The sequence below is a fragment of the Ornithinibacillus halophilus genome (assembly GCF_900129485.1).
GTDB classification, from domain to species: Bacteria; Bacillota; Bacilli; order Bacillales; family Amphibacillaceae; genus Ornithinibacillus; species Ornithinibacillus halophilus.
The window spans coordinates 14,565-29,587 of record NZ_FQVW01000016.1 but is presented as its reverse complement, the minus strand read 5'-3'; the positions used below and the strand labels follow the sequence as shown (position 1 = coordinate 29,587).

Annotated in this window: 25 protein-coding genes; all 25 read left to right on the top strand. The window is 38.9% G+C overall.

The window, feature by feature from the left end; genetic code table 11:
* Position 1 precedes the first annotated feature (1 nt).
* The 25 genes from fusA to BUB12_RS08385 all read left to right on the top strand — a co-directional run bounded on the left by fusA (position 2) and on the right by BUB12_RS08385 (position 14,981).
* On the top strand, positions 2 to 2,080 hold the full coding sequence (gene fusA / locus BUB12_RS08505; protein WP_072890018.1) for an elongation factor G: 2,079 nt from the start codon (positions 2 to 4) through the stop codon (positions 2,078 to 2,080).
* Between the two features lie 123 nt (positions 2,081 to 2,203).
* On the top strand, positions 2,204 to 3,394 hold the full coding sequence (tuf, locus tag BUB12_RS08500) for an elongation factor Tu (RefSeq protein ID WP_072890016.1): 1,191 nt from the start codon (positions 2,204 to 2,206) through the stop codon (positions 3,392 to 3,394).
* Between the two features lie 451 nt (positions 3,395 to 3,845).
* Complete coding sequence (gene rpsJ, locus BUB12_RS08495; RefSeq protein WP_072890015.1) at positions 3,846 to 4,154, top strand: 30S ribosomal protein S10; 309 nt, start codon at positions 3,846 to 3,848, stop codon at positions 4,152 to 4,154.
* A gap of 28 nt (positions 4,155 to 4,182) precedes the next feature.
* Complete coding sequence (gene rplC, locus BUB12_RS08490; RefSeq protein ID WP_072890014.1) at positions 4,183 to 4,812, top strand: 50S ribosomal protein L3; 630 nt, start codon at positions 4,183 to 4,185, stop codon at positions 4,810 to 4,812.
* A 26-nt stretch (positions 4,813 to 4,838) separates the two neighbouring features.
* Complete coding sequence (gene rplD, locus BUB12_RS08485) at positions 4,839 to 5,462, top strand: 50S ribosomal protein L4 (RefSeq protein ID WP_072890012.1); 624 nt, start codon at positions 4,839 to 4,841, stop codon at positions 5,460 to 5,462.
* Positions 5,462 to 5,749, top strand: a complete 288-nt coding sequence (rplW, locus tag BUB12_RS08480; protein WP_072890011.1) for a 50S ribosomal protein L23 — start codon at positions 5,462 to 5,464, stop codon at positions 5,747 to 5,749. Before rplD ends, rplW begins: the two co-directional genes overlap by 1 nt.
* A gap of 30 nt (positions 5,750 to 5,779) precedes the next feature.
* Positions 5,780 to 6,610 (top strand): 50S ribosomal protein L2, encoded by an 831-nt coding sequence (gene rplB, locus BUB12_RS08475; RefSeq protein ID WP_072890010.1) that lies wholly within the window; start codon positions 5,780 to 5,782, stop codon positions 6,608 to 6,610.
* A 58-nt stretch (positions 6,611 to 6,668) separates the two neighbouring features.
* Positions 6,669 to 6,947, top strand: a complete 279-nt coding sequence (gene rpsS / locus BUB12_RS08470; protein WP_072890009.1) for a 30S ribosomal protein S19 — start codon at positions 6,669 to 6,671, stop codon at positions 6,945 to 6,947.
* An 18-nt stretch (positions 6,948 to 6,965) separates the two neighbouring features.
* The gene (gene rplV / locus BUB12_RS08465; RefSeq protein WP_072890007.1) at positions 6,966 to 7,307 is read left to right on the top strand and encodes a 50S ribosomal protein L22; all 342 of its coding nucleotides are present in this window, start codon (positions 6,966 to 6,968) and stop codon (positions 7,305 to 7,307) included.
* A gap of 3 nt (positions 7,308 to 7,310) precedes the next feature.
* The gene (gene rpsC / locus BUB12_RS08460) at positions 7,311 to 7,955 is read left to right on the top strand and encodes a 30S ribosomal protein S3 (protein ID WP_072890005.1); all 645 of its coding nucleotides are present in this window, start codon (positions 7,311 to 7,313) and stop codon (positions 7,953 to 7,955) included.
* Positions 7,956 to 7,974: 19 nt separating this feature from the next.
* Positions 7,975 to 8,409 (top strand): 50S ribosomal protein L16, encoded by a 435-nt coding sequence (rplP, locus tag BUB12_RS08455; RefSeq protein WP_072890003.1) that lies wholly within the window; start codon positions 7,975 to 7,977, stop codon positions 8,407 to 8,409.
* Positions 8,399 to 8,599, top strand: coding sequence for a 50S ribosomal protein L29 (rpmC, locus tag BUB12_RS08450; protein WP_072890001.1), 201 nt, complete (start codon positions 8,399 to 8,401; stop codon positions 8,597 to 8,599). The genes rplP and rpmC overlap by 11 nt, the downstream gene beginning before the upstream one ends.
* Positions 8,600 to 8,623: 24 nt before the next feature.
* Entirely contained in the window at positions 8,624 to 8,887 is a 264-nt protein-coding gene (rpsQ, locus tag BUB12_RS08445; RefSeq protein ID WP_072889999.1) for a 30S ribosomal protein S17, read from the top strand.
* A gap of 42 nt (positions 8,888 to 8,929) precedes the next feature.
* The gene (rplN, locus tag BUB12_RS08440) at positions 8,930 to 9,298 is read left to right on the top strand and encodes a 50S ribosomal protein L14 (RefSeq protein ID WP_072889997.1); all 369 of its coding nucleotides are present in this window, start codon (positions 8,930 to 8,932) and stop codon (positions 9,296 to 9,298) included.
* Positions 9,299 to 9,335: 37 nt separating this feature from the next.
* Complete coding sequence (gene rplX, locus BUB12_RS08435; protein WP_072889995.1) at positions 9,336 to 9,647, top strand: 50S ribosomal protein L24; 312 nt, start codon at positions 9,336 to 9,338, stop codon at positions 9,645 to 9,647.
* Positions 9,648 to 9,674: 27 nt separating this feature from the next.
* A complete protein-coding gene (rplE, locus tag BUB12_RS08430) occupies positions 9,675 to 10,214 on the top strand; it encodes a 50S ribosomal protein L5 (protein ID WP_072889993.1) in 540 nt (179 codons plus the stop codon).
* 29 nt (positions 10,215 to 10,243) lie between these two features.
* The gene (locus tag BUB12_RS08425; RefSeq protein WP_072889991.1) at positions 10,244 to 10,429 is read left to right on the top strand and encodes a type Z 30S ribosomal protein S14; all 186 of its coding nucleotides are present in this window, start codon (positions 10,244 to 10,246) and stop codon (positions 10,427 to 10,429) included.
* Between the two features lie 29 nt (positions 10,430 to 10,458).
* Positions 10,459 to 10,857, top strand: a complete 399-nt coding sequence (gene rpsH / locus BUB12_RS08420; RefSeq protein ID WP_072889989.1) for a 30S ribosomal protein S8 — start codon at positions 10,459 to 10,461, stop codon at positions 10,855 to 10,857.
* Between the two features lie 30 nt (positions 10,858 to 10,887).
* Positions 10,888 to 11,424, top strand: a complete 537-nt coding sequence (gene rplF / locus BUB12_RS08415; RefSeq protein ID WP_072889987.1) for a 50S ribosomal protein L6 — start codon at positions 10,888 to 10,890, stop codon at positions 11,422 to 11,424.
* A 30-nt stretch (positions 11,425 to 11,454) separates the two neighbouring features.
* Positions 11,455 to 11,817, top strand: coding sequence for a 50S ribosomal protein L18 (rplR, locus tag BUB12_RS08410; protein WP_072889985.1), 363 nt, complete (start codon positions 11,455 to 11,457; stop codon positions 11,815 to 11,817).
* 25 nt (positions 11,818 to 11,842) lie between these two features.
* Positions 11,843 to 12,346, top strand: coding sequence for a 30S ribosomal protein S5 (gene rpsE, locus BUB12_RS08405; RefSeq protein WP_072889983.1), 504 nt, complete (start codon positions 11,843 to 11,845; stop codon positions 12,344 to 12,346).
* Positions 12,347 to 12,359: 13 nt separating this feature from the next.
* Positions 12,360 to 12,542, top strand: coding sequence for a 50S ribosomal protein L30 (gene rpmD, locus BUB12_RS08400; protein WP_072889981.1), 183 nt, complete (start codon positions 12,360 to 12,362; stop codon positions 12,540 to 12,542).
* Positions 12,543 to 12,573: 31 nt separating this feature from the next.
* Positions 12,574 to 13,014, top strand: a complete 441-nt coding sequence (gene rplO, locus BUB12_RS08395) for a 50S ribosomal protein L15 (protein ID WP_072889979.1) — start codon at positions 12,574 to 12,576, stop codon at positions 13,012 to 13,014.
* Positions 13,014 to 14,303, top strand: coding sequence for a preprotein translocase subunit SecY (secY, locus tag BUB12_RS08390; protein WP_072889977.1), 1,290 nt, complete (start codon positions 13,014 to 13,016; stop codon positions 14,301 to 14,303). Before rplO ends, secY begins: the two co-directional genes overlap by 1 nt.
* A gap of 33 nt (positions 14,304 to 14,336) precedes the next feature.
* On the top strand, positions 14,337 to 14,981 hold the full coding sequence (locus tag BUB12_RS08385) for an adenylate kinase (RefSeq protein ID WP_072889975.1): 645 nt from the start codon (positions 14,337 to 14,339) through the stop codon (positions 14,979 to 14,981).
* The last annotated feature ends 42 nt before the right edge of the window (positions 14,982 to 15,023 follow it).

The window sequence follows — 15,023 nt, the reverse complement described above, 5'->3', positions numbered from 1 at the left end:
CATGGCTAGAGAGTTCTCCTTGGAAAAGACGCGCAATATTGGTATTATGGCTCATATCGATGCAGGTAAAACCACTACTACCGAGCGTATTCTTTTCTATACAGGACGTATTCACAAAATTGGTGAAACACATGAAGGTGCTTCACAAATGGACTGGATGGAACAAGAGCAAGAACGTGGTATTACTATTACGTCTGCCGCAACAACTGCTCAATGGAAAAACCATCGAATCAACATCATCGATACACCTGGACACGTAGACTTCACAGTAGAAGTTGAACGTTCATTACGTGTACTTGATGGTGCGGTTACAGTTCTTGATGCACAATCAGGTGTAGAACCACAAACAGAAACAGTGTGGCGTCAAGCGACAACTTATGGGGTACCACGTATTGTTTTCATTAATAAAATGGATAAAATAGGTGCAGACTTCTTATACTCAACTAACACGTTAAAAGATCGCTTAGGTGCTAACGCACACCCAGTACAGTTACCAATTGGTGCTGAAGATAACTTTGATGGAATCATCGATTTAATCGACATGGTTGCTTACTTCTATGAAGATGATTTAGGTACACGTGCTGATGCTCGTGAGATTCCTGAAGAGTATAAGGAAAAAGCAGAAGAATTACGTGCAGGTTTAATTGAAGCTGTATCAGAATTAGACGAAGAATTAATGATGAAGTACCTAGAAGGAGAAGAAATCTCCAATGAGGAACTTAAAACTGCGATTCGTACAGCTACACTAGCTGTAGAATTTTACCCAGTGTTCTGTGGTTCTGCGTTCAAAAACAAAGGTGTTCAATTAATGCTTGATGGTGTATTAGATTATCTTCCTGCTCCAACAGATGTACCTGCAATTGAAGGTATTGTGCCTGGAACAGAAGAAAAAACTACTCGTCCATCAACAGATGATGCACCATTCTCTGCACTAGCATTTAAAGTAATGACAGATCCATTCGTTGGGAAGTTAACATTCTTCCGCGTATACTCTGGAACTTTAGATTCTGGTTCATATGTTAAAAACTCTGTAAAGGATAAGCGTGAGCGTGTAGGTCGTATCCTACAAATGCACGCAAACTCTCGTGAAGAAATCGCTACAGTTTACTCTGGTGAGATTGCCGCTGCTGTTGGGTTGAAAGATACTTCAACGGGTGACACACTTTGCGACGAGAAAAATCTAGTTATCCTAGAGTCAATGGAATTCCCAGAACCTGTTATCTCGGTTGCGATTGAACCTAAAACAAAAGCTGACCAAGATAAAATGGCAATCGCTTTAGGAAAACTTGCTGAAGAGGATCCAACTTTCAAAACTGAAACTAATCCAGAAACTGGTCAAACAATCATTTCTGGAATGGGTGAATTACACTTAGATATCATCGTTGATCGTCTAAAACGTGAATTCAAGGTTGAAGCAAATGTTGGTGCTCCACAAGTAGCTTACCGTGAGACATTACGTGCCGCTGCTGAAGTTGAAGGTAAATTCGTACGTCAGTCTGGTGGACGTGGACAATACGGTCACGTTTGGGTTAAATTTGAACCAAACGAAGAAGGCGCTGGTTTTGAATTTGTTAATAACATCGTTGGTGGTGTAGTACCTCGTGAATACATTCCATCTGTTGAAGCAGGTATTAAAGAATCTGCAGAAAATGGTGTTCTAGCAGGTTACCCATTAATCGACTTTAAAGCAACTTTATATGATGGTAGTTACCATGATGTCGACTCAAACGAGATGGCATTTAAAGTAGCTGCATCAATGGCATTAAAAGCTGCTAAAAATAAATGTAACCCTGCTATCTTAGAACCTATGATGAAAGTTGAGGTTGTAATCCCAGAAGAATACATGGGAGATATCATGGGTGATGTAACATCACGTCGTGGTCGTGTTGAGGGTATGGAGACACGTGGACCTGCACAAGTAGTTAAAGCATTTGTACCACTTGCTGAAATGTTCGGTTATGCGACTGCATTACGTTCTAACACACAAGGTCGCGGAACATATACAATGTTCTTTGACCATTATGAAGAAGTACCAAAAAGTATTTCTGAAGAAATTATTAAGAAAAATGCTGGAGAATAATTGATTTTTTCTTGATTCTCAAGTATAACTTTTATTGTAAGCTAAGAAATAACACAAGTTGTTATTTCTTGGCTGTAAATATACTTAAAAATAATCATTCATTTATTTAAGGAGGAACTATAAATGGCTAAAGAAAAGTTCGATCGCTCGAAAAGTCACGTTAACATTGGAACAATTGGACACGTTGACCATGGTAAAACTACATTAACTGCTGCAATCACTACTACATTGCACAAAAAATCTGGTAAAGGTACTGCAATGGCTTATGACCAAATCGACGGTGCACCAGAAGAAAAAGAACGTGGAATCACTATTGCGACTTCACACGTAGAATATGAAACTGATACTCGTCACTATGCACACGTTGACTGCCCAGGTCACGCTGACTATGTTAAAAACATGATCACTGGTGCTGCACAAATGGACGGAGCTATCTTAGTAGTATCTGCTGCTGACGGTCCAATGCCACAAACTCGTGAGCACATCCTACTTTCTCGTAACGTAGGTGTTCCTTCAATCGTTGTTTTCTTGAACAAAGTTGACATGGTTGATGATGAAGAATTACTAGAACTAGTTGAAATGGAAGTTCGTGACTTACTATCTGAGTATGACTTCCCTGGTGATGATGTACCAGTAATCAGTGGTTCTGCACTTAAAGCTCTTGAAGGTGAAGAAAAATACGAACAAGCTATCTTTGATCTAATGGCTGCTGTTGATGAGTACGTTCCAACTCCAGAACGTGACACTGATAAACCATTCATGATGCCAGTTGAGGATGTATTCTCAATCACTGGTCGTGGTACTGTTGCAACTGGCCGTGTTGAACGTGGTCAAGTTAGCGTTGGTGACGAAGTTGAAATCATTGGTCTTCAAGAAGAGTCTTCAAAAACAACTGTAACTGGTGTTGAAATGTTCCGTAAGCTTCTAGATTATGCTGAAGCTGGAGACAACATTGGTGCACTTCTTCGTGGGGTTTCTCGTGAAGAAATTAACCGTGGTCAAGTATTGGCAAAGCCTGGTACTATTACACCACATACAAAGTTTAAAGCAGAAGTTTATGTTCTATCAAAAGAAGAAGGTGGACGTCACACTCCATTCTTCGAAAATTATCGTCCACAGTTCTACTTCCGTACAACTGACGTAACTGGAGTAATCAACCTTCCAGACGGAGTTGAAATGGTTATGCCTGGAGATAATATTGAAATGAACGTTGAACTTATTTCTCCAATCGCTATTGAAGATGGTACTCGTTTCTCTATCCGTGAGGGTGGACGTACTGTTGGATCAGGCGTTGTTACTACAATCGAAGCTTAATCTAATTCATCTCAATCAAAGACAGATAACGAATAATCGTTATCTGTCTTTTTACATGTTACAAAACACTATTTGTTTGATGTTAATTATATATCTATATAAAGTAATGTTATAAAATGCATTATTATTCCTTCAAATTTAATTCTAGTATTGAATCTTTCCCTTTGAATCTACAGAGAATTTGTCAACCAAACTTTCCCAAGAAAAAATTTATAAGAAACCTTGCAATCATTGTTCTTAACACGTATAATACATAAATGTGCAACAAACAAGATTCCCCATAAAAAAAAGGTTGCATTGGCCAATAGTTTTTATTATAATAATAATGTTGGCCGTTAAAGGCGATGATGTGGAAGGTTGTTGGCACACCCGGCCCCTTTGCCATGGCGAGGTGCTAAGGAATTTCCACGGAGAATGTCTATAATAATATGGGCGCAAAGGAGGGAAAATAATGGCAAAAGAGAAGATAAGAATTCGTTTAAAAGCTTATGATCACCGTATTTTAGATCAATCAGCTGAAAAAATCGTAGATACTGCGAAACGTTCTGGTGCAAACGTATCTGGTCCGATTCCACTACCTACAGAAAAAGCTGTTTATACAGTTCTACGTGCAGTACACAAGTACAAAGATTCACGTGAACAATTTGAAATGCGTACTCATAAACGCTTAATCGACATTGTTAATCCAACACCACAAACAGTTGATTCGTTAATGCGTCTTGACTTACCATCAGGTGTTGACATTGAAATTAAACTATAATAAATGTTTTTAATAGGAGGTGTAACGGATGACGAAAGGAATCTTAGGTCGTAAAATCGGCATGACACAGCTTTTCTCTGAAAATGGAGAATTAGTTCCTGTAACAGTAATTCAAGCAGAACCAAATGTTGTGTTACAGAAAAAGACTTTAGAAAATGATGGATATGAAGCGATCCAAATTGGATTTGCTGATGAAAAACAATCACGTACTAACAAAGCGGAAAAAGGCCATGCTGAAAAAGCAAACACAGCCCCTAAGCGCTACGTTCGTGAAATCCGTGACGTTAACCTTGACGATTACGAAGTAGGTCAAGAAGTTAGCGTTAATGTTTTCGAAACAGGTGAAATGGTTGATGTAACTGGAACTTCAAAAGGTAAAGGATTCCAGGGTTCTATCAAACGTCACAATCAACAACGCGGGCCAATGTCTCATGGTTCTCATTATCATAGAGGTCCTGGTTCTATGGGTGTTATTGACCCAATGCGCGTATTCCCAGGTAAGAAACTTCCAGGACACATGGGTTCTGAGCAAGTTACAATTCAAAACCTTGAAGTAGTAAGTGTTGACACTGAGCGCAATCTTCTACTAATCAAAGGTAATGTACCTGGTGCGAAAAAATCATTCGTAAAAATTACGGGTGCAATCAAGGCTAAATAATCATATACACGAAGGGAGGATATGTCATGCCTAAAGTAGCACTATTTAAACAAGATGGTTCACAAGCTGGTGATGTTGTATTAAACGATGCGGTATTCGGCATTGAACCAAATACACATGTATTACATGAAGCAGTAGTTATGCAACGTGCGTCTTTACGTCAAGGAACACATGCTGTTAAAAACCGTTCTGAAGTACGAGGTGGAGGACGTAAACCGTGGCGTCAAAAAGGTACTGGACGTGCGCGTCAAGGGTCTATTCGCTCACCACAATGGGTAGGTGGAGGAACTGTATTCGGTCCAACACCACGTACCTATAGCTATAAATTACCTAAAAAAGTTCGCCGTTTGGCACTTAAATCTGCTTTATCTTCTAAAACACAAGAAGAAAATATTGTAGTATTAGAGAGCTTATCATTCGATGGTCCTAAAACTAAAGAAGTTGTTAAAATGCTAGCTGCATTAAACGTTAATGAAAAAGCATTAATCGTTACAACTGACAAAGATGAAAATGTTATCCGTTCAGCAAATAACTTACAAGGCGTTAAAGTTCTTACAGTAGAAGAAGTTAACGTACTAGATTTGCTATCGCATGGCAAGCTGATCTTAACTAAGGATGCAGCTGAAAAAGCAGGGGAGGTGCTTTCATAATGAAAGATGCACGTGATATCATTAAGCGCCCTGTCATTACTGAACATTCTGCTGACTTGATGGCAGAGAAAAAGTACACATTTGAAGTAAGTACAAAAGCGAATAAAACAGAAATCAAAGATGCTGTTGAAGAAATCTTCGGTGTGAAAGTAATGAAAGTAAACACAATGAATCTAAAAGGTAAATTTAAGCGTATGGGACGTTACGGTGGTTTTCGCCCAAATCGCAAAAAAGCAATTGTTCAACTCTCAGAGGACAGTAAAGACCTAGATTTCTTTGAAGGTTAAGAATAAGTAAAGAGAAGGAGGGAAAACAAGATGGCGATTAAAAAATTCAGACCTACCTCAAATGGTAGACGTAACATGTCTGTATCTGATTTTGCTGAAATCACTACAGATACTCCGGAGAAATCCCTATTAGCTCCATTATCTAAACGTGGTGGACGTAACAACCAAGGGAAATTGACGGTTCGTCATCAAGGTGGCGGTCATAAGCGTCAATATCGTATTATTGACTTTAAACGCGATAAAGATGGTATACCAGGACGCGTTGCTACAATCGAGTATGATCCAAACCGTACCGCTAACATTGCATTAATCAACTATGTAGACGGTGAAAAGCGTTATATTATTGCTCCTAAAGGATTAAAAGTAGGACAACAAATTGAATCTGGTGAAAATGCGGATATTAAACTAGGGAATGCACTTCCATTAGCTAATATTCCAGTTGGTACTATTATTCACAACGTAGAATTAAAACCAGGTAACGGTGCACAACTTGCTCGTTCTGCTGGTGCAGAAGCTCAAATTCTAGGACGTGAAGGAAAATACACACTTGTTCGTTTAGCATCAGGTGAGGTTCGATTAATCTTATCTACTTGTCGCGCAACTGTAGGTCAAGTTGGTAATATTGAACACGAACTAATCCGTGTTGGTAAAGCAGGTCGTTCTCGCTGGTTAGGTAAACGCCCAACTGTACGTGGATCTGTTATGAACCCGAACGATCACCCACACGGTGGTGGTGAAGGACGCGCACCAATCGGACGTAAGTCACCAATGTCACCATGGGGTAAACCAACGCTTGGTTACAAGACTCGTAAACGTAACAAAGCTTCAGATAAATATATCGTTCGTAAACGTAAAAAATAAGCGATAAACGGATGAATTAGATAATTAGATTTTTTGAACTCTGAAAGGAGGTTTATCCATGGGTCGTAGCTTGAAAAAAGGACCTTTTGCAGATGATCATCTATTGAAAAAGATTGATGAGTTAAATGAATCAGACAAGAAACAAGTTATTAAAACTTGGTCTCGTCGTTCAACGATTTTCCCAACATTTGTAGGTCATACAATTGCTGTATATGATGGACGCAAACATGTACCTGTATATATTACAGAGGATATGGTCGGACATAAATTAGGTGAATTCGCGCCAACCCGTACGTATAAAGGGCACGCAGCGGATGACAAGAAAACAAAACGCTAATGAGAGGAGGCACTCCACATGCAAGCTAAAGCCGTAGCGAAATCAGTTCGCATTGCTCCTCGTAAAGTACGTTTAGTCGTCGATTTAATCCGAGGAAAAGATGTTGGTGAAGCCATTGCTATTTTACGTCACACTCAACGCGGTGCTTCTCCAGTCGTAGAAAAAGTTTTGAAATCTGCTATTGCAAATGCAGAACACAACTACGAAATGGACACAGACAATCTAGTGATTTCTGAAGCATTCGTAAACGAAGGTGTTACTTTAAAACGTTTCCGTCCACGCGCACAAGGACGTGCAAGCAAGATTAACAAGCGCACTAGCCACATTACAGTGGTTGTAACAGAAAAGAAGGAGGGATAGTCAGTGGGTCAAAAAGTAAATCCAACAGGTCTTCGCGTTGGTATCATTAAAGACTGGGAGTCTAAATGGTATGCAGGCAAAGACTATGCAGACTTACTACACGAAGATATTAAAATCAGAGAATATCTTGAAAACCGTCTAAAAACGGCTGCTGTTTCTTCTATTGAAATCGAACGTGCAGCTAACCGTGTAAACATTACAATTCATACTGGTAAACCTGGTATGGTAATTGGTAAAGGCGGTTCAGAAGTAGAAGCTCTACGTAAATCATTAAACGCATTGACTGGCAAACGTGTTCACATTAATATTGTTGAAATCAAAAAAGTTGATCTTGACGCATCATTAGTGGCAGAGAACATTGCTCGTCAATTAGAAAATCGTATTTCATTCCGTCGTGCACAAAAGCAAGCTATCCAACGTGCTATGCGTGCAGGAGCTAAAGGGATTAAAACTCAAGTATCTGGTCGTCTAGGTGGCGCAGATATCGCTCGTGCGGAACACTATAGTGAAGGTACAGTTCCATTACACACACTTCGCGCTGATATTGACTATGCAACAGCAGAAGCTGATACTACTTATGGTAAGTTAGGTATCAAAGTGTGGATTTATCGTGGAGAAGTCCTTCCAACTAAAACGGATAACAAATAAGGAAGGGGGCACATTTCATATGTTAATGCCTAAACGCGTTAAATATCGCAGACAACATCGTGGAAAAATGAGAGGTCGTGCAAAAGGTGGTACTACTGTTGCATTTGGAGAATATGGTTTACAAGCAACAGAAGCTTCTTGGATTACAAGCCGTCAAATCGAAGCTGCTCGTATCGCTATGACACGTTATATGAAACGTGGAGGTAAAGTTTGGATCAAAATCTTTCCTGATAAGCCTTATACTGCAAAACCATTAGAAGTACGTATGGGATCTGGTAAAGGTGCTCCTGAAGGATGGGTAGCAGTTGTAAAACCAGGAAAAATTATGTTTGAAATCGCAGGTGTACCTGAAGAGGTTGCACGTGAAGCATTACGTCTTGCTTCTCATAAACTTCCGGTTAAAACTAAGTTCGTAAAACGTGAAGAAATTGGTGGTGAAATCAATGAAGGCTAATGAAATCAGAGAACTAACCACTGCCGAAATTGAACAAAAAGTTAAATCATTAAAAGAAGAACTATTTAATTTGCGCTTTCAACTTGCAACAGGTCAATTAGAAAATACTGCACGTATCCGTGAAGTAAGAAAAACTATTGCTCGTATGAAAACTGTTATACGTCAACGTGAACTAAGCGTAAATAACTGATAATGAGAGGAGGTTAGCCTCATAATGACTGAACGTAATAATCGTAAAGTATACACAGGTCGTGTAGTTTCAGATAAAATGGATAAAACTATTTCTGTCTTAGTTGAAACTTACAAATTCCATAAATTATATGGTAAACGTGTTAAATACTCTAAGAAATTCAAAGCTCATGATGAAAATAACCAAGCAAAAACTGGTGATATCGTTCGCATCATGGAAACTCGTCCGCTATCAGCAACTAAGCGTTTCCGTCTAGTAGAAGTCGTTGAAGAAGCGGTAATTATATAATAAAGTTCGCTCGGAAAGGTATCCGAAGGGAGGTCGCAAACGTTGATTCAACAAGAAACTCGTTTAAAAGTTGCAGACAACTCTGGTGCTCGTGAATTACTTACGATCAAAGTATTGGGTGGTTCTGGACGTAAAACTGCTAACATTGGTGATGTTGTCGTTTGTTCTGTGAAACAAGCAACACCAGGAGGCGTTGTTAAAAAAGGTGAAGTTGTTAAAGCTGTCATCGTACGCACAAAATCAGGTGTACGTCGCAAAGATGGATCATACATTCGTTTTGATGAAAACGCAGCTGTAATCGTGCGTGATGATAAAGGTCCAAGAGGTACTCGTATCTTCGGTCCTGTTGCACGTGAATTACGTGATGCAAAATTCATGAAAATCGTATCTCTAGCTCCAGAAGTATTATAAGCATTTATGAAAAGCCTTGTAAGGAGGTGCGCCAAGTATGCACGTAAAAAAAGGTGACAAAGTTAAAGTGATTTCCGGTAAAGACCGTGGTAAAGAAGGTACTGTATTAGAAGCATATCCTAAAAAAGATCGTGTTCTTGTTGAAGGTATTAACATGGTTAAAAAACATGCAAAACCATCTCAAGAAAATCCACAAGGCGGTATTCTTAACCAAGAAGCGCCAATCCATGTTTCTAATGTAATGCCATTAGACCCTAAATCCGGTGAACCAACTCGTGTTGGATATGAAGAGCGTGACGGCAAGAAAGTCCGTATCGCTAAAAGATCCGGAGAAGCATTAGATAAATAATTTGTGCTGTGAAAGGAGGGCGACAAGATGAACCAATTAAAACAAAAATACCAAGATGAAATAGTACCATCTTTAATGAATAAATTTGACTATGATTCTGTTATGCAAGTACCTGCTATTGAGAAAATCGTAATCAACATGGGTGTTGGTGACGCAGTACAAAACTCAAAAGCGCTTGATAACGCAGTAGAAGAACTATCTTTGATTTCTGGTCAGAAACCAATGATTACACGCGCTAAAAAATCAATTGCTGGATTCCGTCTTCGTGAAGGAATGCCTATCGGTGCAAAGGTTACCCTTCGTGGTGAGCGCATGTATGAATTCCTTCAAAAGCTAATTGCGGTTTCACTACCACGTGTACGTGACTTCCGTGGAATCTCTAAAAAAGCTTTCGATGGCCGTGGTAACTACACATTAGGTGTTAAAGAACAACTAATTTTCCCAGAAATTAATTACGATAAAGTAAATAAAGTTCGTGGTATGGATGTTGTTATTGTAACTACTTCTAATACTGACGAAGAAGCACGTGAACTTTTAGCTCAGCTAGGCATGCCTTTCCAAAAATAAGCTAAGAGCTAGTACAAGGAGGGAAAATTGTGGCTAAAAAATCTATGATTGCGAAGCAAAAACGTACGCAAAAGTATCAAGTTCGTGAATATACTCGTTGTGAACGTTGTGGCCGTCCGCATTCTGTAATTCGTAAATTTAAACTTTGCCGTATTTGTTTCCGCGAACTTGCCTATAAAGGTCAAATTCCTGGTGTCAAAAAAGCAAGCTGGTAAACCCCGATTCGGGAAGGAGGTAATATTTAATGGTTATGACAGATCCAATCGCAGATATGCTTACTCGTATTCGTAACGCAAACATGGTTAAACATGAAAAGTTGGAACTTCCAGCATCTAAAATGAAAAAAGAAATTGCTGATATTCTAAAGCGTGAAGGTTTTGTGCGTGATTATGAATTAGTTGAAGATAACAAACAAGGTGTTCTGCGTATTTTCCTTAAGTACGGTGTAAACGAAGAACGAGTAATTACAGGAATCAAACGTATCAGTAAACCAGGACTACGTGTCTATGCTAAAGCTGGTGAAGTACCACGTGTACTAAATGGCTTAGGTATTGCTATTGTATCAACATCTAAAGGTGTACTATCTGATAAAGAAGCACGTGCACAAGCTGTTGGTGGAGAAGTCCTTGCATATGTTTGGTAATTAATATTTTAACTCAAGGAGGTGCATGGAATGTCTCGTATAGGATTAAAACCAATTGAAATTCCAAGTGGTGTTGAAGTGAAACTTAACGGAAATACTGTTACAGTAAAAGGACCTAAAGGTGAACTATCAAGAGAACTTCACAGCGAAATGAAAATCGTTGTAGAAGATAATGTAGTTACAGTAGAACGTCCATCTGACAATAAAGAACATCGTTCACTACACGGAACTACTCGTAGCCTAATCTTTAACATGGTTGAGGGAGTATCTAAAGGATACGAAAAACAACTTGAGATTATAGGTGTTGGTTACCGTGCGCAAAAGCAAGGTAACAAAGTAGTTATCAATGCTGGGTACTCTCATCCAGTAGAAATTGATCCGATTGATGGTATCGAAATTGATATTCCGAAAAACACTAGTGTAATTGTTAAAGGAATTGACAAAGAAAAAGTTGGTGCGATTGCAGCGAACATTAGAGCGATTCGCCCACCAGAGCCTTATAAAGGAAAAGGTATTCGTTATGTTGACGAATATGTACGTCGTAAAGAAGGTAAAACTGCTAAGTAAGGTTAGTTAGGCGAGAAAGGAGTGACCTAAATGATCACAAAACCTGACAAAAATGTATCACGTAAAAGAAGACACGCGCGTGTTCGTAAGAATTTAGTAGGAACACAAGAACGTCCTCGTTTAAACGTATACCGTTCAAATAAACACATTTATGCACAATTAATTGATGATAACGCAGGAGTTACATTAGTAAGTGCATCAACAGTAGATAAAGAACTTAATGTTGAATCTACTGGAAGCGTAGATGCTGCGACTAAAGTCGGAGAACTAATCGCAAAACGTGCCCAAGATAAAGGTTTTAAATCGGTTGTGTTCGATCGCGGAGGCTACCTTTATCATGGACGTGTAAAAGCTTTAGCAGATGCTGCCCGTGAGGCAGGTCTTGAATTTTAATCGATAAAGGAGGGAAACCTTACACATGAATAACGTAATTGATCCGAACAAATTAGATCTTGAAGAACGTGTAGTAGCAGTTAACCGTGTAGCGAAAGTTGTAAAAGGTGGACGTCGTTTCCGCTTTGCTGCATTAGTAGTTATCGGTGATAAAAATGGTCACGTAGGTTTCGGTACAGGTAAAGCACAAGAAGTACCAGACGCTATTAAAAAAGCTGTAGATGATGCTAAGAAAAACTTAATTACAGTACCAATCGTAGGGACTACTATTCCGCATGAGATTCATGGACGCTTTGGTTCTGGTAACGTATTAATGAAACCAGCTACAGAAGGTACTGGAGTTATCTCTGGTGGACCGGTTCGTGCGGTGCTAGAATTAGCTGGTGTTGGTGACATCTTGACGAAATCATTAGGTGCTAACACACCAATTAACATGATTCGTGCAACTATCAATGGCTTAACAAACCTTAAGCGCGCAGAAGACGTTGCAAAACTACGTGGAAAGTCTGTAGAAGAACTGTTAGGATAAGGAGGGAAACACTATGTCTAAAAAATTAGAAATCACCCTCACGCGCAGTGTTATTGGTTCAAAAGAAAAACAAACAAAAACTGTTGAAGCATTAGGTTTGAAAAAAATTCGTCAAACCGTTGTTCATGAGGATACACCTGCTATTCGCGGGATGGTAGAAAAAGTTGCTCATCTTGTAACGGTTAAAGAAGTTTAATAAATACTAAGCGTAAAGAGGAGGTGCTTGCATGAAACTTCATGAATTGAAGGCATCAGAAGGAACTCGCAAAAATCGTAATCGTGTCGGTCGTGGTATGTCATCTGGAAACGGTAAAACTTCCGGACGCGGTCATAAAGGTCAAAAAGCACGTTCTGGTGGTGGCACACGTCCAGGGTTTGAAGGTGGACAAATGCCATTATTCCAACGTTTACCAAAACGTGGTTTCACTAATATCCACCGTAAAGAGTATGCAATTGTGAATCTAGATGCACTAAATCGTTTTGAAGAAGGCACAGAAATTACACCTGAGCTATTACTAGAAGAAGGTATCGTATCGAACTTAAAAGCAGGTCTAAAAGTACTTGGAAATGGTTCTGTCGAAAAGAAAGTAACAGTTAAAGCTCATAAGTTCTCTGCTTCAGCGAAGGAAGCTATTGAAGCAGCGGGCGGTAAAGTAGAGGTGATTTAATGTTCCGTACAATCTCCAATTTTATGCGCGTAGGTGACATTAGACGGAAGATCATATTTACATTGCTTATGTTAATTGTATTCCGTCTAGGCACGTTTATTCCAGTGCCTTTCACAGATAAAAATGCTATTGATTTTATGAATCAACAAAATGTTTTTGGATTCTTGAATACATTTGGTGGTGGGGCATTGCAAAACTTCTCCATATTTGCAATGGGAATTATGCCTTACATTACGGCATCCATTATCATGCAGTTATTGCAAATGGATGTTGTACCAAAATTTGCTGAATGGAAAAAACAAGGTGAAATGGGTCGTAAGAAACTTGCTCAAGTCACTCGTTACAGTACCGTTGTTCTTGCATTCGTTCAAGCAATTGCTATGTCTATCGGATTCAATGCGATGGCAGGCGGTATGTTAATTGCTGATCCTGATCCCGTTAAATTCTTAGTTATTGCGCTTGTGTTAACGAGTGGAACGACTTTCTTAATGTGGTTAGGTGAACAAATTACAGCGAATGGAGTTGGAAATGGTATTTCCATCTTAATCTTTGCGGGTATTGTTGCTGCTGTACCAAATGGTGTACAACAGTTATTCGTTCAATACTTCAATGATCCCGGTGATGAGCTGTTTATTAACATCGTAATCGTACTATTAATTGCACTAGTTGTAATTGCGGTAACTGTCGGTGTTATTTTCATTCAACAAGCATTACGTAAAATTCCAATTCAATATGCGAAAAAATTAGTAAACCGTTCCCCGGTTGGTGGACATTCTGCACATTTACCATTAAAAGTTAATGCTGCAGGGGTTATTCCAGTAATCTTTGCTATTGCATTTATTATTGCACCAAGAACTGTTGCTAGTTTCTTCGAAGGTAATGTTGCCTCAACTATTGAAATGATTTTTGACTATACGCAGCCTATTGGTATGGTGATTTATGTAGCGTTAATTATTGCGTTCACATATTTCTATACTTTTGTTCAAGTTAATCCAGAACAAATGGCTGAAAATCTACAAAAACAAGGTGGATATATTCCAGGAATCCGACCTGGTAAAAATACAGAAACATACCTAACTCGTGTTATGTATCGCTTAACATTTGTAGGTTCTATTTTCTTAGCAGCAGTTTCTGTTCTGCCTATTATATTAGGTGGTCTTGCTAATCTACCTCAAGCAGTACAAATCGGTGGCACAAGTTTACTAATCGTTGTAGGTGTTGCGCTACAGACAATGAAACAACTAGAAAGTCAGTTAGTGAAACGTCACTACAAAGGATTTATTAAGTAATAATCTGCTGCCAATGAAAGCGAGGGTATACTGTTGAATTTAATTCTAATGGGTCTGCCTGGTGCTGGTAAAGGTACTCAGGCTGAGAAAATAAACGAGAAATATAACATCCCTCATATTTCAACAGGAGATATGTTCCGTTTAGCAATTAAAGAAGGAACGGATTTGGGAAATAAGGCAAAAAGCTTTATGGACCAAGGTGAACTAGTTCCGGATGAAGTTACTATTGGAATTGTCAAAGAGCGTTTAAGTAAAGATGATTGTAAAAATGGTTTCTTGTTAGATGGATTCCCAAGAACAATTGCGCAAGCAGAAAGTTTACAATCACTTCTAAATGATATGGGTCAATCCATTGATCATGTAATCCATGTTAGTGTACCAGAAGAAATCTTAGTGGAGCGCTTAACGGGTCGTCGTATTTGTCCAGCATGTGGTAAGGCCTATCACCTTATCTACAATCCTCCTAAAGAAGAAGGTATTTGTGATAAAGATGGCTCTAAATTAATTCAACGGGATGATGATACTGCTGAAACAGTAAAAAACCGTTTAGCTGTAAACATCGAACAATCTAAACCGTTACTCGACTTTTACGATGAAAAGGGATACCTTGTTACTGTAAATGGCGATCAAGAGATTGATAAAGTATTTGAAGATATTCAATTAACTATCGAAAAATAAGCTGTGAACTGTATAGCTGACATGTTAGATAGAGATTATAAA